The organism is Natronoarchaeum sp. GCM10025703 (genome assembly GCF_042661985.1).
In the GTDB taxonomy this organism is placed as follows: Archaea; Halobacteriota; Halobacteria; order Halobacteriales; family Natronoarchaeaceae; genus Natranaeroarchaeum.
Genome location: NZ_JBHSZF010000001.1, coordinates 510,865 through 528,530, shown reverse-complemented (window position 1 = coordinate 528,530; position 17,666 = coordinate 510,865). Strand labels below are relative to the sequence as shown.

Annotated in this window: 15 protein-coding genes and 5 pseudogenes; 11 read left to right on the top strand and 9 right to left on the bottom strand. The window is 63.9% G+C overall.

The annotated features are described in order from the left end of the window. Positions 1–20: 20 nt before the first annotated feature. Together ACFQH2_RS02900 and ACFQH2_RS02895 are read left to right on the top strand one after the other, a co-directional pair. Entirely contained in the window at positions 21–293 is a 273-nt protein-coding gene (locus ACFQH2_RS02900) for an AbrB/MazE/SpoVT family DNA-binding domain-containing protein (protein WP_377056640.1), read from the top strand. Further along, a complete protein-coding gene (locus ACFQH2_RS02895) occupies positions 293–730 on the top strand; it encodes a type II toxin-antitoxin system VapC family toxin (RefSeq protein WP_377076436.1) in 438 nt (145 codons plus the stop codon). Before ACFQH2_RS02900 ends, ACFQH2_RS02895 begins: the two co-directional genes overlap by 1 nt. 24 nt (positions 731–754) lie before the next feature. On the opposite strand, the gene psmB is transcribed toward ACFQH2_RS02895, so the two are convergent. Continuing rightward, positions 755–1,444 (bottom strand): archaeal proteasome endopeptidase complex subunit beta, encoded by a 690-nt coding sequence (gene psmB, locus ACFQH2_RS02890; protein WP_377056636.1) that lies wholly within the window; start codon positions 1,442–1,444, stop codon positions 755–757. Next, on the bottom strand, positions 1,437–2,168 hold the full coding sequence (gene psmA, locus ACFQH2_RS02885) for an archaeal proteasome endopeptidase complex subunit alpha (protein ID WP_377056634.1): 732 nt from the start codon (positions 2,166–2,168) through the stop codon (positions 1,437–1,439). The genes psmB and psmA overlap by 8 nt, the downstream gene beginning before the upstream one ends. 312 nt (positions 2,169–2,480) lie before the next feature. Between psmA and ACFQH2_RS02880 the strand changes: the two are divergent. Next, positions 2,481–3,781: pseudogene (locus tag ACFQH2_RS02880) on the top strand (MATE family efflux transporter); the annotation flags it as partial. A 45-nt stretch (positions 3,782–3,826) separates the two neighbouring features. On the opposite strand, the gene ACFQH2_RS02875 reads toward ACFQH2_RS02880, so the two are convergent. Further along, positions 3,827–4,777 carry a hypothetical protein gene (locus ACFQH2_RS02875; RefSeq protein WP_377056632.1) on the bottom strand — a complete coding sequence of 317 codons (951 nt, stop codon included), beginning with the start codon at positions 4,775–4,777 and terminating at the stop codon, positions 3,827–3,829. A 144-nt stretch (positions 4,778–4,921) separates the two neighbouring features. Further along, on the bottom strand, positions 4,922–6,223 hold the full coding sequence (locus tag ACFQH2_RS02870; RefSeq protein ID WP_377056630.1) for an amidohydrolase: 1,302 nt from the start codon (positions 6,221–6,223) through the stop codon (positions 4,922–4,924). An 83-nt stretch (positions 6,224–6,306) separates the two neighbouring features. Between ACFQH2_RS02870 and hisG the strand changes: the two genes are divergently transcribed. Continuing rightward, positions 6,307–7,167 (top strand): ATP phosphoribosyltransferase, encoded by an 861-nt coding sequence (gene hisG, locus ACFQH2_RS02865; protein WP_377056628.1) that lies wholly within the window; start codon positions 6,307–6,309, stop codon positions 7,165–7,167. Positions 7,168–7,171: 4 nt separating this feature from the next. On the opposite strand, the gene ACFQH2_RS02860 is transcribed toward hisG, so the two are convergent. The 3 genes and pseudogenes from ACFQH2_RS02860 to ACFQH2_RS02850 all read right to left on the bottom strand — a co-directional run bounded on the left by ACFQH2_RS02860 (position 7,172) and on the right by ACFQH2_RS02850 (position 8,759). Then, a complete protein-coding gene (locus ACFQH2_RS02860; RefSeq protein WP_377056626.1) occupies positions 7,172–7,528 on the bottom strand; it encodes an SHOCT domain-containing protein in 357 nt (118 codons plus the stop codon). Between the two features lie 242 nt (positions 7,529–7,770). After that, positions 7,771–8,127 (bottom strand): DUF7473 family protein, encoded by a 357-nt coding sequence (locus ACFQH2_RS02855; RefSeq protein WP_377056624.1) that lies wholly within the window; start codon positions 8,125–8,127, stop codon positions 7,771–7,773. Between the two features lie 72 nt (positions 8,128–8,199). Next, a pseudogene (locus tag ACFQH2_RS02850) lies at positions 8,200–8,759 on the bottom strand (TATA-box-binding protein). Positions 8,760–8,896: 137 nt separating this feature from the next. Here ACFQH2_RS02850 and ACFQH2_RS02845 point away from each other — a divergent pair. Further along, positions 8,897–9,967 carry a methyltransferase domain-containing protein gene (locus tag ACFQH2_RS02845; RefSeq protein ID WP_377057138.1) on the top strand — a complete coding sequence of 357 codons (1,071 nt, stop codon included), beginning with the start codon at positions 8,897–8,899 and terminating at the stop codon, positions 9,965–9,967. Positions 9,968–10,044: 77 nt separating this feature from the next. Here the strand turns inward: ACFQH2_RS02845 and ACFQH2_RS02840 are convergent. Continuing rightward, a pseudogene (locus tag ACFQH2_RS02840) lies at positions 10,045–11,063 on the bottom strand (AAA family ATPase). Between the two features lie 85 nt (positions 11,064–11,148). On the opposite strand from ACFQH2_RS02840, the gene rnz reads away from it, so the two are divergent. From rnz to ACFQH2_RS02810, 6 genes and pseudogenes are all read left to right on the top strand, one after another. Beyond that, positions 11,149–12,075: a ribonuclease Z gene (gene rnz, locus ACFQH2_RS02835; protein ID WP_377056618.1), complete on the top strand. Its 927-nt coding sequence runs from the start codon at positions 11,149–11,151 to the stop codon at positions 12,073–12,075. An 80-nt stretch (positions 12,076–12,155) separates the two neighbouring features. Continuing rightward, the gene (locus ACFQH2_RS02830) at positions 12,156–12,374 is read left to right on the top strand and encodes a hypothetical protein (RefSeq protein ID WP_377056616.1); all 219 of its coding nucleotides are present in this window, start codon (positions 12,156–12,158) and stop codon (positions 12,372–12,374) included. A 41-nt stretch (positions 12,375–12,415) separates the two neighbouring features. Next, positions 12,416–14,380, top strand: a pseudogene (locus ACFQH2_RS02825) (DUF460 domain-containing protein); the annotation flags it as partial. 295 nt (positions 14,381–14,675) lie between these two features. After that, positions 14,676–14,960: a translation initiation factor eIF-1A gene (eif1A, locus tag ACFQH2_RS02820; RefSeq protein ID WP_377056610.1), complete on the top strand. Its 285-nt coding sequence runs from the start codon at positions 14,676–14,678 to the stop codon at positions 14,958–14,960. 59 nt (positions 14,961–15,019) lie between these two features. Next, entirely contained in the window at positions 15,020–15,898 is an 879-nt protein-coding gene (gene rio1, locus ACFQH2_RS02815) for a serine/threonine-protein kinase Rio1 (protein WP_377056608.1), read from the top strand. Then, positions 15,895–16,512 (top strand): GNAT family N-acetyltransferase, encoded by a 618-nt coding sequence (locus ACFQH2_RS02810; protein ID WP_377076435.1) that lies wholly within the window; start codon positions 15,895–15,897, stop codon positions 16,510–16,512. Before rio1 ends, ACFQH2_RS02810 begins: the two co-directional genes overlap by 4 nt. Here ACFQH2_RS02810 and trpB read toward each other — a convergent pair. After that, positions 16,448–17,605, bottom strand: a pseudogene (trpB, locus tag ACFQH2_RS02805) (tryptophan synthase subunit beta). The gene ACFQH2_RS02810 and the pseudogene trpB overlap by 65 nt on opposite strands. Between the last annotated feature and the right edge of the window lie 61 nt (positions 17,606–17,666).

Below are 17,666 nucleotides of genomic sequence, written 5' to 3'. Positions count from 1 at the left end.
GAGACGCAGTATTTCGTGATATGGCAACCGACGGAACACCCGAAGAAACGAAAGTTAGTGACCGTGGGATGGTCACTGTCCCCGCTTCGCTCCGCCGACGGCTGGACATCGAACCTGGCGACAGGCTCCGCTGGGACGTCGACAAAGAAGGAAATCTGTCCGTAGAGATCGTTCGCCAGCGATACGGGGCATTCGACGACGACGATCTACAGGCCGATCTCGGGAGCGATGGCCTCGAGGGACACGATGTTGCAGGATACGAATCCGATCCAACGTTTGAAGAGGATAACTGATGGGAAGAGCTGTCGTCGATACGAACGTCCTCATTGATTACAAGAACACGAGAGCAGACGATCGCCACCGACGAGCAGTCGATATCGTTCGGGGCATCGACAGCGGAGAACTACCGACCGGTGTGGTAACAGATAGTGTCCTGCTAGAGACGTTGAACTGGATTCACGAGCGTCAACGTCACGATATTGCTATCGACCTCCGTCAACGCCTGTCCGAATCAGCAGGCTTCGAGATCGTTCACTCGGCACAAGCCGACTTTCACCGAGCAGTAGAACTGTTCCAAACCTACGAGGGCCTCGCCTTCGGAGATGCGACGATCGCGGCATACATGGAACGGACGGAGTTAGAGTATCTGTATACCTGGGACGATGACTTCGACGCCCTCGATAGTTGTATCCGGCTATCGAGCGCCGAAAACCCGTTCGACAGCCAGTAGACGGCCCAATGGAAAAACCCGACGCTACAGCACGTCGTCGAAGTCCTTGTGGCCCTCGATCTCGACGCCGTCGCCCGTGATGTCGGCGAGGAAGACGCCGTTGCCGCTAGCGGTGTCGCGCTCGGTCGCGCTGTGGACGGCGCGAGCGACGAGTGTGCGGGTCTCCTCCAGCGAGAGGCCCTCCTCGTAATCGTTTTCGAGGACGCCGTAGGCGACCTGCATCCCGCTCCCCGTGACCGTGTAGTCGTCGGAAACGACGCCGCCTGCGGGGTCGATGCTGTAGACGTGACTGCCCTCTGCGTCGACGCCGCCGAGGATCGGGTTGATCGCGCGGAACGGGCCGCCGCGGGCGTAGTTGCCGGCCATCGTCGCCAGCGCGGGGATGCTCATCGATTCGCCACGGCGGGTCTCGTACAGCGCCGCCTCCGACCGAAGCGAGCGGATGAACGACTGTGCACCGCCGACGGAACCGACGAGCGTCATCGCCGCCGTCGGGTGAATCGGCTCAACCTTCTGGACGTCCTTGTTCGAGACGAAGCGGCCGCCGAGACTGGCGCGCATGTCGGTACCGATTACGACGCCGTCCTCGGTGGCGATGCCCACCGTCGTCGTTCCGGTCGACGTGACCACATCGTCGTCGTTTCGGGATTCGTGACCGTTTGGCGGGCCGAGTTTGGGGTCCATCGGCGACCGACCGGTGTTCCAGTTACTCATCGAAGCTCATCTCCGCAAAGATCGCTTCGAGGTCGTCGTGGGCCACGGTCCGGTAGGTTTCGTCGTCGACCGGCACGGTGGCGACCTCCACGTCGTCTGCAGTGAGGTCATCCTCGACGGTCTCCTCGAGCGCGCCGAGTGCGAGGTCGATCCCGCCGTCGAGATCGAGATTGTCGTCGTAGTGGTCGTCCAGGAACGCCTGGCTGTCCTCGCGGCCGCCGCCGATGGCGACTGCCTGCCACTCGTAGTCGGTACCCGAGGGGTCAGTCTCGAACAGGCGCGGCGTACCGTCTTCGACACCCGCGACGAGCAGGGCGACGCCGAACGGGCGCGCGCCGCCGGTCTGGGTGTACTCCTGGATGTGGTCGGTTACTGCGCGGGTCAGCGTCTCGACACCGATCGTCTCGCCGTAGCGGAGCTGTTCCGTCTGAGCGCGCTGGCGCGCGACGTCGACGAGTTTGCGCGCGTCGGCGACGTGGCCGGCGCTGGCGATACCGACATGATCGTCGGCTCGGTGGATCTTCTCGACGCTGGAGCGCTCCATGAGCGGCGAGCGAACGCTTCGGTTCGCGGCGATCACGACGCCGTCGGGCGTCCGGACGCCGACGCTCGCGGTACCGCGCTTGACTGCTTCGCGGGCGTACTCGACCTGATAGAGGCGACCGTCGGGCGAGAATATCGTCGTCCCGCGGTCGTAGGCCTGCTGTTGGGATTGATTTTGCATTTGAGTACGGTCACCGGCCGATCGACCGGCTAACCTTACCCATGGTAGGGTATTTTAAGGTAAAGGCCTTGCGTAGCACGAAGATCGTGCGACGGCCGGAGCGACGCGCGCCCGGGCATCCGGCGTCGCGTTCGAAGGCCGATCACGATCCCCACGGGCAACAAACTCCGGTCGACCGGTAGTTCCCCTTCCTCAACGTTCAACTATCACCTCCACCAAGCGGAGTTAGTGAGCGATTCGAGCACCGATTCGACCGGATGGGCCCGCCTCAGATCGGTCTGGCAGTCGGTGTTCGCTCTCTCGTGGCCGGTGATGACCGAGCAGGTGTTGCGAACGCTGATGCGGACGACCGACGTGATCGTCGCTGGGTTCTTTTCGCCAGCGGCCATCACCGCCGTCGGGCAGCGGATATCTACGCCCGGCTACCGCTCTGGTTCGGGTTGGGCGTCGGCGACGGCGCGATTGCACTATCGAGTCAGGACACCGGCAGTGGCGCGAGCGCCAACCGCGACGAAGCGGTGAGCACGGCGCTCACGCTGGGCCTGCTCGCCGGGATCCCCTTCGTCGTCTTCGGGTTGCTGTTCGAACAGGCCGCCATCGGCGTACTCGGAGCCGAACAGGACGTCGTGGTGATCGGCGCGAGCTATCTCGCCGTCATCCTCTTTTCCTCGCCGGCGCGGCATACGACCCTGATCGCCGCCAAGTCGATCCAGGGCACTGGCGACACGCGGACGCCGATGTACGTCAATCTCGCCAGCAACGTCCTCAACATCGGACTGACGGTCGGGTTGGCGTTCGGCGTCGCCGGGATACCCGAGTACGGCGTGGTCGGTATCGCAATCGCGACGGCGGTCGCGGACGTCTTTGCGGCGGTCGTCTTCCTGCTGGTCCTCGGAAGCGAGGCAAGCGAGATCAGTCTCATCCGCCCCTCCGATCACGTCATCGCTAAACAACTCGTGGTCATCAGCGCGCCGCGGATCGCGGAAGGGCTCTCGGAAGTCGTCGCACAGTTCCCCTTCAACGCCATCCTGCTCACGTTCGGGACGGAGGTCAACGCCGCCTACCACATCGGGATGCGGCTCTACCAGCAGGTCGCCGCACCGCTCTCGCGGGGCTACGGCGTCGCGGCGAACGTCCTCGTCGGGCAGGCGCTCGGCCGCGGCGAACCGGAGAGCGCCTACTACGACGGGCTGGCGACGGCTGCACTGGGGGCGCTCACCGTGGGCGGCCTCGGCGGTGTGCTCTTTTTCGTCGCCGACGAGTTCGTCCGCATCTTCACGCGTGATCCGGTGACGATCGGCTATGCCGTCAACTTCGCTCGGGCCTACGCCGTCGCTACCGTGCTCATCGGCCCGTACGCCATCCTCGCCGGTGCGCTCCGGGGCGGTAGCGAGACGCGCCCGCCCTTCGTCGCCAAAGTGACCGGGACGTTCGTCTTCCTGCTCGGCGTCACCTACGTCGGCGGCGTCCACCTGGAGTACGGCGTCCTCGCCGCCTACGTCGCCATCGTCGCCGACTACGTCTGGCGCGACCTATTCCTCGGGAGCGTCTACTACCAGCGGGACTGGCTCAACCGTGGCACCAGACTGATGCGCGAACGTGGGAGTATAGACGGCGCAGCGAGGAGTGAGCTACAAAAAGAAACGCTACGGAACCGATCAGACGTCGGCGTCGTCGCCGTCAGTCTGCTCTTCGGTGTCGTCCGCGTCAGTGTCGTCCTCTTCCGTTTCGTCCTCGTCCACGTCGTCACCGCCCGGTCCAGCGTTGGCCGGCGGACCGCGTTTGTCTTCCTCGTCGTCTTCGTCGGCGTCGTCATCGCTCGGTCCTGCGTTGGCCGGCGGTCCCTGCTTGTCGTCGTCCTCACCGTCAGGACCTGCGTGCTCTGGCGGACCCGCGTGGTCCGGAATCTTGTCAGCTGCCGGGTTGTTGTCAGTCACAAACTGGGCGACCTGCAGACCCATCGGCCCACTAACGTCTTCGTCCTGCAGGGTCGCGACGAACGAGGACACTTCCTGTCCGAAGTTCGTCGCTGCGTCATCAGGCGATAGCGTGACGGTCGTCTCACCGGTTCGCTCGCCGTCGGTCGCCGTCAACGTGACTTCGACCGCATCCTCGGGCGTGGGGAGTTCGACCGTGCCGTTCTCGTCGGTCGTGTACTCCTCAGTACCGTCGTAGGTGTAGTCCTCTTCTTCCTCTTCAGCCTCGTCCTCTTCTTCCGCTTCGTCTTCCTCAGACTCTTCGTCGTCTTCGGATTCTTCCTCGTCTTCGTCCGATCCGTCGTCCTCAGTCTCTTCTTCCTCTGTAGACGTTTCATCGGACTCTTCGTCGTCCGATTCGTCGTCCTCAGTCTCTTCTTCGGTCTCTTCTTCCTCTTCAGTCTCTTCTTCATCCTCGACATCGTCGTCGACGATTTCGAGAGTCACGTTCGCGCCCTCGACGGGCCCGTCGGTGTCGTTGACCGTGACGACGTTGTCATCGGAGACGGTGATCGTCAGGTCCTCTGTATCATCTTCTGCCACAGCCGCTCCCGCGGCCGCCGGTGCCACGAGCGACGCAATCATCAGCACGGCACCGAGGATTGCGAACAGTTGAGTACGGTTGCGTGTCATCTGTACTGATACCAGACAGGTCAGTATGATAAAGGGAGAGTCTCGTTCAGTCGGTTCAGACGATCTGGCAAGTAAATTGCAACCTATCAAAAGCCGTTACAGAGTTTAATACCTCTTCTAAACGTTTAACTTCGATATGCAGAGTCAGTCGTCCGCTTCCGCACGGGCGACCAGCGATGCGGCGTGGTCGGTCGCGGATTCGATTACGGCCTCCTCGTCGAGGGACAGAACCTCGCGATTGCGCATCAGAACCTCGCCGTCGACCACCGTATGCCGGACGTCACTGCCCGAAACGGCGTAGGACAGGTGGCTCACGAGGTCGTGGGGCGGGGACAGTCGCGGGGCGTCGAGGTCGATGACCGCGAGGTCGGCGTTGGCACCGGGTTCGATGCGGCCGCTGTCGAAACCGAGCGCGTCGGCGCTACCGGTCGTCGCGAGCGAGAAGGCGGTTTCGGCGTCGACCGCGCTGGCGTCGTCGGCCGCGAGTTTGCCGATCATGGCGGCGTCGCGGATCTCGTCGAACATGTCGAGGTCGTTGTTCGAGGCCGCGCCGTCGGTGCCGAGACCGACTGTGACGCCCGCGTCGAGCAGGTCCTGAACTGGAGCCATCCCACTGGCGAGTTTCATGTTCGAGGCCGGACAGTGGATCGCTGCCGCGCCCGAGTCTGCGAGCAGTTCGATCTCCCGGTCGTCGACGTGAACGCAGTGAGCGAGATAGTCGTCGGCACCGAGCATCCCGTGTTCGTCGGCGAACTCGATGGGCCTGAGGCTCTGCTCGTCGACGATAGGGGCGACCTCGCCCGGCGTCTCGTTGGCGTGGTAATGCAGCGGGACGTCGAGGCCCCGCGCCCCTTCGACGAAGTCGGAGAAGTACTCGGTGGCGACGGTCGTCAGGCTATGGGGCATCACGGCAGTAGTGATCCTGTCGTCCTCGATGTCGTCGTACTTGCCGGCGATTTCGACGCTCGTCTGGACGTCTTCGGCGGCCGCCTCGTCGTCTTTCGCGACGGTGACGGTGGCGTGACCGACACGGGCGCGCAGACCGCTTTCCTCGATCGCCTCGACGATGTTGGGCACCATGAAGTACATGTCGCCGAAGGCGGTCGTCCCGGACTTGATCATCTCCAGCACGCCGAGTTTCGTCCCGGCGTAGACGTCCTCGGGCGTCAACTCGGCCTCGGTCGGCCAGATATCCTCCTGTAGCCAGCGGTCGAGCGGCTTGTCGTCGGCGTAGCCACGCAGTAGCGTCATCGCGACGTGACAGTGGGCGTTGACGAGGCCGGGAATCACCAGCGAGTCCTCCGCGTCGAGATACTCGTCCTCGCCCTCGATATCGGGGCCGATCTCCAGGATCTCGCCGGCGTCCTGATCGACCAGCACGTCGGCGTCTATCACGGACATATCGGGACGGAGAACCTTCCCGCCCGCGATTCGCAATGTCGTCATGGCGCGGAGTTCGGAGGGGAGCCAGTTAACCGAACCGGTGCAGGCCGAAACACAGTTGACCCGGGGCCGCGAAGCCACTGGCAATGCGAATCGCTGTCCCCAACAAAGGTCGTCTACACGAGCCAGCACTCGATCTGTTGGAGCGCTCGGGCCTGCACGTCGTCGATGGCGCGGATCGGAAACTGTACGCCGAGACGGTCGATCCGGATGTCACGCTACTGTTCGCCCGCGCGGCTGACATCCCAAAGTACGTCAGCGACGGCGCGGCCGACGTGGGCATCACCGGCCACGACCAGCTCGCGGAGGCCGCCCCCGAAAACGTCACCGAACTGCTGGATCTCGGCTTCGGGCAGTGCCGACTCGTCCTCGCATCACCCGAAGAGGGAGACATCAAGAGCGTCGAGCAACTAGATGGGAAGCAGGTCGCCACCGAGTTCCCGACGATTGCTCGGAACTACTTCGACGAGCAGGGTGTCGACCCCGACATCGTCGAGGTTACCGGTGCGACAGAGCTCACCCCGCACGTCGAGATGGCCGACGCCATTATCGACATCACGAGCACGGGGACGACGCTCAAAGTCAATCGGCTCGGGATCATCGACGAGGTGCTCGACAGTTCAGTACGGCTGTTCGCCCGCGACGACGTGCTCGACGACGACAAGGTCGGCCAGATCGAGACCGCGCTCTCGTCGGTGCTGAGCGCGGACGGCAAACGCTATCTGATGATGAACGTCCCCGAGAGCCGCCTCGACGCGGTCCGTGACGTGATCCCCGGTATGGGCGGCCCCACAGTCATGGACATCGCCAGCGAGAACGGCACGGACGGGATGGTCGCGGTCCACGCGGTCGTCGACGAGCGGGACGTCTTCGAGACGATCACCGAGGTAAAATCCGAGGGGGCAAGCGATATCCTCGTAACAGAGATCGAACGACTCGTCGAGTAACGCCTCAGCGCTCCTCACGAAGCCGTTCGCGCCGGCGCTCGAACTCCTCGTCGGAGAGGTCCCCCCGAGCGTACGCGGTGCGGAGTTCTTCGAGCGCAGCGTCTTCTTGCTCCTGTCCACCGTCGCGGAGGCCGACGTACAGCAGATACACCAGCGCGATGAACAACAGCAGCGGCACGATGCCGAACAGGCCGAACCAGCCGCCGCCACCGGGTGCCATGTGGCCGCCGACGCCGCCGACGCCGCCGACGCCGCCGAAGCCACCGAACAGGATCATCGATCCCATCCACAGCATCGGCAGGAGGACGAGGAGACCGACGACGAGCAACACCGCGCGCAGCACACCGCTGTCGTTGCTCATGCTACCACCGCCGCCGCTGCTGTCGCGTTCCGGTGTGTCATCCCGACGTGAGTGCCGGTCACCGAACTGTCGATAGCGTCTGCGAGGGCGTGGTGAATCATACGAGTCACGCTAGTACGTACGACGGCTTCTCAGTTAGCGGTGGGGGTGAAAACTCATCTGTGAAAACAGCCCATGGCGTTTCTAAGCATATTTAACACCGTTTTAGTGACGAGACCGTTCGTGCAGCCGTTTCTGCGGCGTCAGATAAGCAGCGAAGTGAGCACGGACCCGAGCAGAATGCTGATCGCGAAGTGAGAGATCGTAATCGCGCCAGCGAAGCGTCGGTCGGTGTCGTACAACCGCTTGATAGCGAAGTAATCGGCGACGAGTGCCGCGATAATGACGAGGAGTACTTCGGGACCCCCACCCAGCAACTGGACCCCGACGACGATGAGGACGGCGGGGACAGCACCGACCATCAGTCCGTGCTCGATGCGGACGTCGCCGAGCACGAACCGGGCGGCCAGATGCGCGGTAATGCCGTAAAAGACGGTCACGATGAGAAGCGTCCCGAGCACGGCCGGAATCGTCTCGGGAACGACAGAGAGAGCTATCATATGTCGGTGTTCCAGTGGGTGAACTTGTAAATGCTGATCTACTGTGCTCGAAGAATCGGTATCGAAGAGTCGTTACTCCAGCAGGCCGAGGTCTTCGAGGCGGGAGACGATCTTGTCGACGGCGTGCTCGGCGTCGACGGGCTTTTGCCGCCGGTGATGACGAGTTTGCCGCTACCGAACAGCAGCGCAACGACTTCCGGATCGTCGAGACGGTAGACGAGGCCGGGGAACTGCTCGGGTTCGTACTCGATGTTTTCGAGACCGAGACCGATCGCGATGGCGTTCAGATTGAGGTTGTGACCCAGATCCGCAGACGTAACGATGTTCTGGACGACGATTTCGGGATCCTCGTTGACGTTGATCTCCAGGTCACGGAGTTTGTCGAAGACGATCCGCAGACTCTCGTGGACGTCGTCGGTCGACTTCGCGCCAGTACAGACGATCTTACCGGAGCGGAAGATGAGCGCGGCCGACTTGGGCTCCTGGGTGCGGTAGACGAGACCGGGGAACTGCTCGGGATCGTAATCCGCGCCTTCGAGGTCCATTGCGACGCTCTGGAGATCGAGCTCCTGTCCGATCCCCGTCGAAGCGACGACGTTTTCGATATTGATAGTTTCCTTGGGGTCGCTCATAGTACGTTTAAAGGTTGTATTTAAGCTTTATAAAGGTTGATGCCACGGAACCATACGTTGGGTTCCTTGCAGGTCAACGATCCGAAATGACAGCCGAAACCGGCCGATTCTTGAGCGACGGCGACCCATCATCACGTGTGTACCTGCTGGAACTCGGCGGCGAAGACGACCGGTTCGGGGCCTGTGAGGCGGCGAGCGCCGCCAGCGGTGCCGAGTTGATCGCGCCGGGCGTCGTACGGGCACCCGCAATCGACCGCGAGAAGGTCTCGAAACTCGCGTACACGCGCCGAGCGAGCGAACTCGTCGGGACAGCAGACGCGGACGTCCGGAGCGCCGAGGCGTTGCTCTCCGCGGCACCGCTCGACCGCTCCGGCTCTGTCGCGGTGCGCGCCGTCGACGTCCGGGCGAGCACCGGTATCGATACCCAGCGCGTCGAGCGCGCGCTCGGCGACGTGCTCGTCGACCGGGGGTTCTCGGTGGACCTCGACGACCCAGACCACGTCCTGCAGGCGGTATTTTCCGGGGAAGTGGCGTGGGAGCGCGACGGCGATATCGACCCACGCGAGGCCGTCACGGCCGGCACCGCCACCCCCGTTCCGATCGAAGACGACCCCAAGAGACTCTGCGCTCTGGGCTGGCTTGCGGTCGAGAGCGTCCGGGAGTACGGGTCGCGCGCGCCGACCGACCGCCCCTTCTTCCAGCCTGGAAGCATGGATCCGCTGCTGGCGCGCGCACTGGTGAACATCGCCGGTGCGGAGCCCGGTCGAACGCTCGTCGATCCGATGTGTGGCACCGGCGGCGTCCTGATCGAGGGAGGACTGGTCGGCGCGTCGGTGCTCGGCGTCGACGCCCAGGACAAGATGGTCCGCGGAGCGGCCCGGAACCTCGCCGACGCCGTCGACGAGGAGCACGTCCTCGGCACCCTGCGCGGCGACGCGACCCACCTCCCGCTGCCAGACGGCGCCGCCGACGCCGTGGTCTTCGACGCTCCCTACGGTCGCCAGTCGAAAATCGCCAATCTGGATCTCTCGGATCTGGTCGCGGGCGCGCTTGCCGAAGCGCGCCGCATCGCGGACCGCGCGGTCGTCGTCGCGGACCGCTCGTGGGAACAGGAAGCGAGAGCGGCCGACTGGACGGTCGACGCGCGATTCGAGCGACGCGTCCACCGCTCGCTAACGCGCTATGTCCTCGTACTAAGTAGCGAGTAACCCGTTTCTCGGCCAATACTACGTCTATTGAAGTGTAGAGCTGCGGTTCCCGAAGTGTATGACTACAAAATTCGCAGTTAGGCTTCGGCCGACCAGGTCAACTCCGGCAGTCGCGAGAGCAGATGCGAGACGTGCAGGCGGTCATTCGTTCCCTCGGTGAGATCCAGATCGATCTCGCCCGCCAGGCGATAGAGCTTCGTCTGCCGGTCGCCGTCGTATCGGGACTGTGCGATCCGCAGGATATCCTGAACGACTTCCTCGCCCGAGAGTCCCTCGTCGACGAGCAGGTCATCGAGCGTCGAGCGGGCGTCGGTGAACTCGCCCGCCTCGGCGGCGTCAGCATCTCCTTGACCTGATCGTCGGTACCGACCTCGCCGAGCGCCTCGTAGGCGGCGTTGCGGGTGATCTCACCCTCCTGCTCGTAGGTCGTCTGCACACCCAGAATCGCCTTGCGGAGGTCGCCATCGGCGTAGCCCGCAATGAACTTGATGCCGTTCTGGTCGAACTCGGCGTCCTCGGCGACGGCGATCCGTTCGAGCACGGTCGCTATCTCCTCGTGGGTCGGTGCGCGGACCGGTACCGGGAAACATCGCGAGCGGATCGGCGGGATGAGCTTGGTCGGCTGACGCGTCGTGATGACGAACTGCGTGGTCTGGTGATGCCGCTCCATCACGCGCCGCAGCGCCTGCTGGAAGTCCTCGCGGATCGCCTCGGCGTTGTCCAGCACGATCGTCTTGTAGGAGCCGGAGACCGGCGCGTAGCTGGCCGATTCCTTGAGGACGTGATTGATCATGTCGCGTTTCGCCATCGAACTGCGCCCCTCGAGAAACGAGGCGAAGCGCGGGTCGTTCTTGATCTCCGTCTTCGTCCGGTCGAAGAAATCCGCGACGTTGATCTCGATCAGATCGTTGTCCGGGTCCTCGTGGGCTTCGGCAGCGAGCGCGCGGACGGCGGCGGTCTTGCCGCTCCCCGGCGGGCCGTGAAGCACCAGGTTCAGCGGGTCGTCGACGCCGCGCTGGAGATACTCGCGGACGTCGTCCTGGGGCAGCTCGTCCAGATCGGGGGCGTGCACGTCGGTCCACAGCGGCGAGTCCATTACCCGGTCGTAGCGCTCGCGGGGGTAAGAATCGGTCGGTCGGGATCCGAAGCCGGTTTACCGGGCGGGCGACCAGTGAGAGGTAATGACGCTTCGCGTGACGTTTCTGGGGACCAGCGGGGCCGTACCGACAACCAGACGCAACCCCAGCGCGATTTCGGTCGCCCGCGAAGGCGACCACCTCCTGTTCGACTGCGCCGAGGGCACCCAGCGCCAGATGATGCGCTTTGGCACCGGCTTCGACGTCTCGCATCTCTTTATTACCCATACCCACGGCGATCACACCTACGGGCTGCCCGGCCTGCTGGACACGATGGATTTCAACGACCGCGAGACGGGGATGACGATTCACGTCCCGCCGGGCGAAAAGGGCAGTATCAAGGCCTTCATCGAGTCCGCAGGCGGGCGACCCTCCTTTCCGCTCCGGATCAACGAGGTCGGCTACGACGACGTGGTGCTCCGGACCGACGAGTACGTGGTCCGCACCTTCCCCGTCGACCATCGGACGACCGCAGTCGGCTACGCCCTGATCGAGGACGACCGGAAGGGCCGCTTCGACCGCGAGCACGCCGAGGAACTCGGCGTTCCCGTCGGGCCGAAGTTCTCGCAACTCCACGAGGGCGAGCCAGTAGAACTCGACGACGGGGCGGTCGTCGACCCCGAGCAGGTCGTCGGTGAGCCACGGCCCGGCCGGACGTTCGTCTACACCGGCGACACTCGACCCAGCGACGAGACAGTCGATATCGCCGAGAACGCCGACCTGCTCGTCCACGACGCCACCTTCGCCGAGGACCGACTCGACCGCGCTCTGAAGACTGGCCACTCGACGGCAAGCGAGGCCGCCGGGGTCGCCCAGCGCGCGGACGCGAAACGCCTCGCACTCGTCCACATCTCCTCGCGGTATACCGGCGACGTGAGCGACCACCGCCTGGAGGCCAGCGAAGCGTTCGACGGCGAGGTGTTCGTCCCCGACGACGGCGATACCGTCGACGTGCCGTTTCCGGACTCCTGAGCGCCTCAGACCGGGGCAGCGCCGATACTTAGCGCTGAAAAACGGGAGATTTTATCAGCTAGTCGTCACGATATCCGAATATGGCGAGCGAGCCCTCCACCGAAGAGCTCGAACAACGGATCGACGACCTGGAAACACGACTCGACGCCACTATCACGAAAATTCAGCTCCTCGTCGCGGCGGGAATCACACTCCCCCTCGTCCTGATTGCGTTCCTGATTTCGCCGGAGGTAGGGATCGTTCTCGGCCTGACAGTGCTGTTCGCCGGGGGCGCAGTCTGGGGTCAGACGAAGGGGTAACGGGGACAAGATTCACTTACCGTCACCGCTTACCACGGTACGTGAGCCATCGAACGAGTGCGCTCGACGCCGTCGTCTTCGGCGTCGACATCCAGAGTGGGGATGTTCGGGGATCGACACCTTCCTACGCGCTGTGTATCCACGACGGCGAGTCGCTCGAACGCGACGTCGTCACCTATCGAAAGCTCCGTCGGCTGATCGAGGATCGCGAACCGGCGATGCTCGCCACCGACAACATGTACGAACTCGCCGAGAACAAGGATGCCCTCGTCGGGTTTCTGGGGAGCCTCCCCGACGGAACCCGCCTCGTGCAGGTAACCGGCGACGAACAGCCCGAACCACTCTCGCGGGTCGCCAAGCGCCACGGCGTCCCCTACGGCAAAGAGCCGATGAAAGAGGCCGAGGCGGCCGCGCGACTCGCCGCCCAGAACGTCGGCCACGAGGTGTCGGCCTTTACAGATACGACGGAAGTCAAGGTCTCTCGCGGCCGCTCGACCGGCAAGGGCGGCTTCAGCCAGGACCGCTACACGCGCCGGATCCACGGCTCGGTCAAGCGTCGCGCCCGCGACGTCGAGAGCGTACTCGACGACGCGAATCTGGAGTACGAGATGGACGTCACCGAGAAGTACGGCGGCTACAGCAACGCCGTCTTCGAGGTATCGGCGCGGCCACAGGACATCCCGCTCTCGCGCGAACGCTCGGGGGACACGCGGATCGAAATCGAGCGCGAACGCCGCGACGGCATCGAGTTCCATCCCCTCGCCAAGCGCCGGGATCACGTCATCGTCGGGATCGATCCCGGCACGACGACCGCGGTCGCAGTCGTCTCGCTCGACGGCGACCTGCTGGACGTGCTGAGTACCCGTACGGCGGACACCGCGGCGGTGATCGAGTGGATCATCGAACGCGGGCGGCCGGTCGTGCTTGCCGCAGACGTCACGCCGATGCCCGAGACCGTCGAGAAGATCCGGCGAAGCTTCGACGCCGCACCGTGGACGCCCGACACTGATCTGCCGATCGACACCAAACAACACCGCACCCGCGATCACAGTTACAACAACGATCATGAACGGGACGCGATGGCCGCCGCGCTGTTTGCCTTCGACGACCACGAGGACCAGTTCCGGCGCATCGCCCGCAAGGTGCCGAGCGCGTTCGAGCGCGGCGAGGTGACCGCCGAGGTGGTGCGCAACGACGAGTCCGTCGAAACGGTGATCCAGCGCCTGCGCGAGGACGAGGAAGAAGAGATTGCGGAGTCAGAGCACACGCCGCGCGAACTAACCGACGACGAAAAACGGATCCGCGACCTGGAGCGCCAGGTCGAGCGCCTCGAAGAGCACGTCGAGAGCCTCGAAGGCACCATCACCGAGAAGGACGACCGGATCGAGGAACTCGAAAGCGAACTCTCCGACGCGCGACGCGAGGAGCGCCGCGAGGCGCGTGAACGCCGCGACGTCACGCGCTTGCAACGGAAGAACGAACGGCTCGAACGCCAGGTCGAAGACGCCGAAGAGCGGGCCGAGGACATCGAAGCGAAACTCGACCGACTCAAAGAGCTCTGGAAACTCGATCACTCGAACTTCGCGGACGTCTCGGCGAAGAAGAAAGACCTCGTTCCGGTCAAGCCCGTCGAGAAATTCACGACGAACGCGCTCGAAGCGGCCCACGAGCAGTACGGACTCGCCGAGGACGACGTGATCTATCTCCGGGACGCCAGCGGTGCGGGCCGCAGTACGGCCGAACGGCTGGTCGACGTCGAGCCACAGGTCGTCCTGAAAAACGGCGGAAACCTCTCGGACATCGCCGACGAGATCCTCTTCGAGCACGGAATCCCGGTCGGACCGGTGTCGGACGTCCGGATGCAGGAAGTGGACGAACTCGCGGTCGCTCGGGGAGCAGACATCGAGAGCGTCATCGACGACTGGGAGGACCGGGCCGAGGAGCGCCGCAAAGAACGGAAAACGGAGATGGTCGATCAACTCATCACCGAGCATCGGGCCGACGACGAGCGCTCTGCCTCAGAGCATCCCGCCCATTCCCATCGAACCCATCACGCTCTGGATCAGCGAGCGCACCACGAGGCCGAGACCGGCGACGATCAGCGCCAGGCCGCCCGCGATAAGGAGGTTCTGAGTGGCGATAAGCACGATTCCGCCGAGCAGTGCCAGCAGGCCGACGATGCCGGCCGCACCGAGTCGTTTGATCATACCGTCGGTGGTCGGGGCGCGTACAATAATCCGATGGTTTCGGGCCGGAAGCGACTCCACCGAATTTAAAACCTCACCTGACCAATATTCCAGTATGAGCGACGACAACGGACGAAACGACCTCAGGATGCCCGACGAGGACGAGGTCTTTGCCGAGGTCACGAACATGCTCGGAGCGAACCGCGTGAAAGTGCGTTGTGCAGACGGCGAGGAGCGGACGGCACGGATTCCCGGCAAGATGCAAAAACGCATCTGGATCCGCGAGGACGACATCGTTCTCGTCGAACCGTGGGACTGGCAGGACGAGAAAGCCGACATCACGTGGCGCTACGAGAAGCAAGAAGCGGACCAGTTGCGCGAGGAAGGCCACATTAGATAGCGCGGTCCGCGCCGGACCCAGAACGCATCCTTTTACCGCTGGATCGCCAGGAATGGTAGATGACAGGCGAGTACGGCTTGCTCGAACCCAACGAGTCGGACACCCCCGACGACGAATTCGAGCAGATCGACGTCAGCGATACCGAGGCCGATCGGATCGCCCGCAAGCGGGATCGGAAGTTCAGCCAGTTCCGCGAACGGATCAAGGACTCCGACGGGTTCAAAGTCGACGACGGAGCCTTCGACGATGCCACATTCGCCGCGCTGTACAAACTCGTTCAGGACGGCTACGTCGACGCCATCGGCGGGCCGCTCTCGACCGGCAAGGAGGCGAACGTCTACAACGCGCTCGCCGGCGACCGATCGCTGGAGATGCTACGAGAGGGCGAAGAGGAGGTCGCGATGAAGGTGTACCGCACCCGCGCGACCAACTTCCAGGACATGCGCGAGTACCTCATCGGCGACCCGCGCTTCGAGGAACTCGGCGACAAGAGAAAGATCGTGATGGCCTGGACGCGCAAGGAACTCTCGAACCTGGAACGCGCCCGGAAAGCCGGGGTTCGCGTCCCGCGGCCGATCACCACGGAGCGAAACGTCCTCATCATGGAGTACATCGGCACCGAGGACAGTCGCTCGAAGCGGCTTGCGGAAGTCCAGATCGAGAACCCCGAGACGGCCTACGAGGTCGTCCGCGAGTACATCCGCCGACTATACTCCGCCGGACTCGTTCACGGCGACCTCAGCGAGTACAACGTGCTCTTTTACGACGGCGAACTGGTCGTCATCGATGTCGGGCAGGCGGTGACGATCCACCATCAGAACGCTGAAGAGTTCCTCGAACGGGACTGCGAGAACGTCGCCTCGTTTTTCCGCCGGCAGGGGATGGAAGTGAGCGGCGACGAACTGCTGGACTGGGTTCACGAGAACGCCGACGTATGAGCGGCCTCGTCTGTCGGTCGTACGACCCACGGGACGCGAGCGCGATCCGCCGCGTCGACGAACTGTCCCTGGCCGAGACCGAGACCAACCCGGACGACATTCCCGATAACGACGACCTCGCGGACGTACAGGCGTCGTATCCCGACGCTGGCGGCGAGTTCGTCGTCGGCGTCGTCGAGGACAGGGAGATGCTCCCCGGTGCGGACGACCGCTCGTTCGAGGACGTCGGAACCCACGACGGCTATGTGGTCGCAATCGGCGGCTACCTCCCCAGCGAGACGGGCTACGCCGACGAGCGGAGCGTGGCGGGCGGGGCGGAACTCCACCGGATGCGCGTCCATCCCGCCGCTCAACGACAGGGGTTCGCGCGCAAGCTACTGGCCGACCTCGAATCACGTATCGTGGCGGCAGGATACGATCCGATACTGGCGACGACGGCGCGACGACAGCGCAAGGCCGTCGCGTTCTATCCCAGCGCCGGCTACGCGCAGGTCGGCGAGTCGACGATGGGCGAGTACGACCTCGTCCACTTCGAAAACGGATCGAGTCCTAGCTCAGATCGAACCGCTCGGCGGCGGTCTGCATGTCCTTGTCGCCCCGGCCACAGAGGTTGACGAGAATCGTGTCGTGACGGTCTTCTTCGGCGAGTTTGATCGCGAGCGCGATAGCGTGACTCGGCTCCAGCGCGGGGATGATCCCTTCGGTCTCGCTGAGTTCGCGAAAGGCCGCCAGCGCCTCCTCGTCGGAGACGGCGTGGTACTCGGCACGTCCGAGTGCCTGCAGGGCGGCGTGTTCGGGGCCGACGGCGGGGTAGTCGAGGCCCGCCGAGATAGAGTGGTTCTCGGTGTCGTCGTCGATCATCTGCGTCTTCATGCCCTGGAAGATCTGTGGCTCTTCCTTTCGCGTCTTCGAGAGCGGCGCGGAGTGGTGTTCGTCGTCGATCCCCCGGGCTCTGCGCCGTAGAAGGCGACGTCGTCGTCCTTGAACGCGTGCCAGAGACCGAGAGAGTTCGATCCGCCGCCGACACAGGCAACACAGGCATCCGGCAGTTCGCCGTGTTGTTCCTGGATCTGTTCGCGGGCCTCCTCGCCGATCACCGACTGGAACTCACGAACCATCCGCGGGAACGGGTCGGGGCCGACCACGCTCCCGACCAGATAGTGGGTCTCCTCAGTGTTCTCGACCAGATCCTCCAGCGCGGCGTCGACGGCCTCGGCTGCCCCTCGTTGCCACGAGTGACCTCCCGGACCTCGGCGCCCATCAGGCGCATCCGGAAGACGTTCATCTCCTGACGCTGGATATCCTTGCGACCCATGTAGATTGTCGTATCGATGTCCAGGAGCGCGCCGACCATCGCCGTCGCAGTGCCGTGCTGGCCGGCCCCCGTTTCGGCGATCAGCCGTTCCTTTCCGGCGCGTTTCGCGAGGAGGGCCTGTCCCAGCGTGTTGTTGAGTTTGTGCGCCCCACCGTGGAGGAGATCCTCGTGCTTGAAGTAGATCTCAGCGTCGTAGCGCTCGCTAAGGGATTCGGCATAGAACACCGGTGTCGGGCGGCCCGCGAAATGTTTCAGGTAGTAGGATAGCTCCGACTGAAACTCCTCGTCGTCGACGAACCGATCGAACGCCGCTGCAGCTCTTCGAGCGGTTCTTCGAGCGGTTCCGGCACGTGTCGTCCGCCGAACTCTCCGAACTTGCCATCAGATGACATACCCCACCATTGGAGCGAATCATCCTAAATCGTGTGGTGGCGGCTGTCTGGAAACGAACAG

Coding starts and splice junctions, on each gene's coding strand:
- hisG (WP_377056628.1), top strand. CDS start 6,307: ATGCGAATCGCTGTCCCCAACAAAGGTCGTCTACACGAGCCAGCACTC.
- ACFQH2_RS02895 (WP_377076436.1), top strand. CDS start 293: ATGGGAAGAGCTGTCGTCGATACGAACGTCCTCATTGATTACAAGAAC.
- rnz (WP_377056618.1), top strand. CDS start 11,149: ATGACGCTTCGCGTGACGTTTCTGGGGACCAGCGGGGCCGTACCGACA.
- psmA (WP_377056634.1), bottom strand. CDS start 2,168: ATGCAAAATCAATCCCAACAGCAGGCCTACGACCGCGGGACGACGATA.
- psmB (WP_377056636.1), bottom strand. CDS start 1,444: ATGAGTAACTGGAACACCGGTCGGTCGCCGATGGACCCCAAACTCGGC.
- ACFQH2_RS02855 (WP_377056624.1), bottom strand. CDS start 8,127: ATGATAGCTCTCTCTGTCGTTCCCGAGACGATTCCGGCCGTGCTCGGG.
- ACFQH2_RS02875 (WP_377056632.1), bottom strand. CDS start 4,777: ATGACACGCAACCGTACTCAACTGTTCGCAATCCTCGGTGCCGTGCTG.
- ACFQH2_RS02900 (WP_377056640.1), top strand. CDS start 21: ATGGCAACCGACGGAACACCCGAAGAAACGAAAGTTAGTGACCGTGGG.
- ACFQH2_RS02860 (WP_377056626.1), bottom strand. CDS start 7,528: ATGAGCAACGACAGCGGTGTGCTGCGCGCGGTGTTGCTCGTCGTCGGT.
- ACFQH2_RS02810 (WP_377076435.1), top strand. CDS start 15,895: ATGAGCGGCCTCGTCTGTCGGTCGTACGACCCACGGGACGCGAGCGCG.
- ACFQH2_RS02870 (WP_377056630.1), bottom strand. CDS start 6,223: ATGACGACATTGCGAATCGCGGGCGGGAAGGTTCTCCGTCCCGATATG.
- ACFQH2_RS02830 (WP_377056616.1), top strand. CDS start 12,156: ATGGCGAGCGAGCCCTCCACCGAAGAGCTCGAACAACGGATCGACGAC.
- eif1A (WP_377056610.1), top strand. CDS start 14,676: ATGAGCGACGACAACGGACGAAACGACCTCAGGATGCCCGACGAGGAC.
- rio1 (WP_377056608.1), top strand. CDS start 15,020: ATGACAGGCGAGTACGGCTTGCTCGAACCCAACGAGTCGGACACCCCC.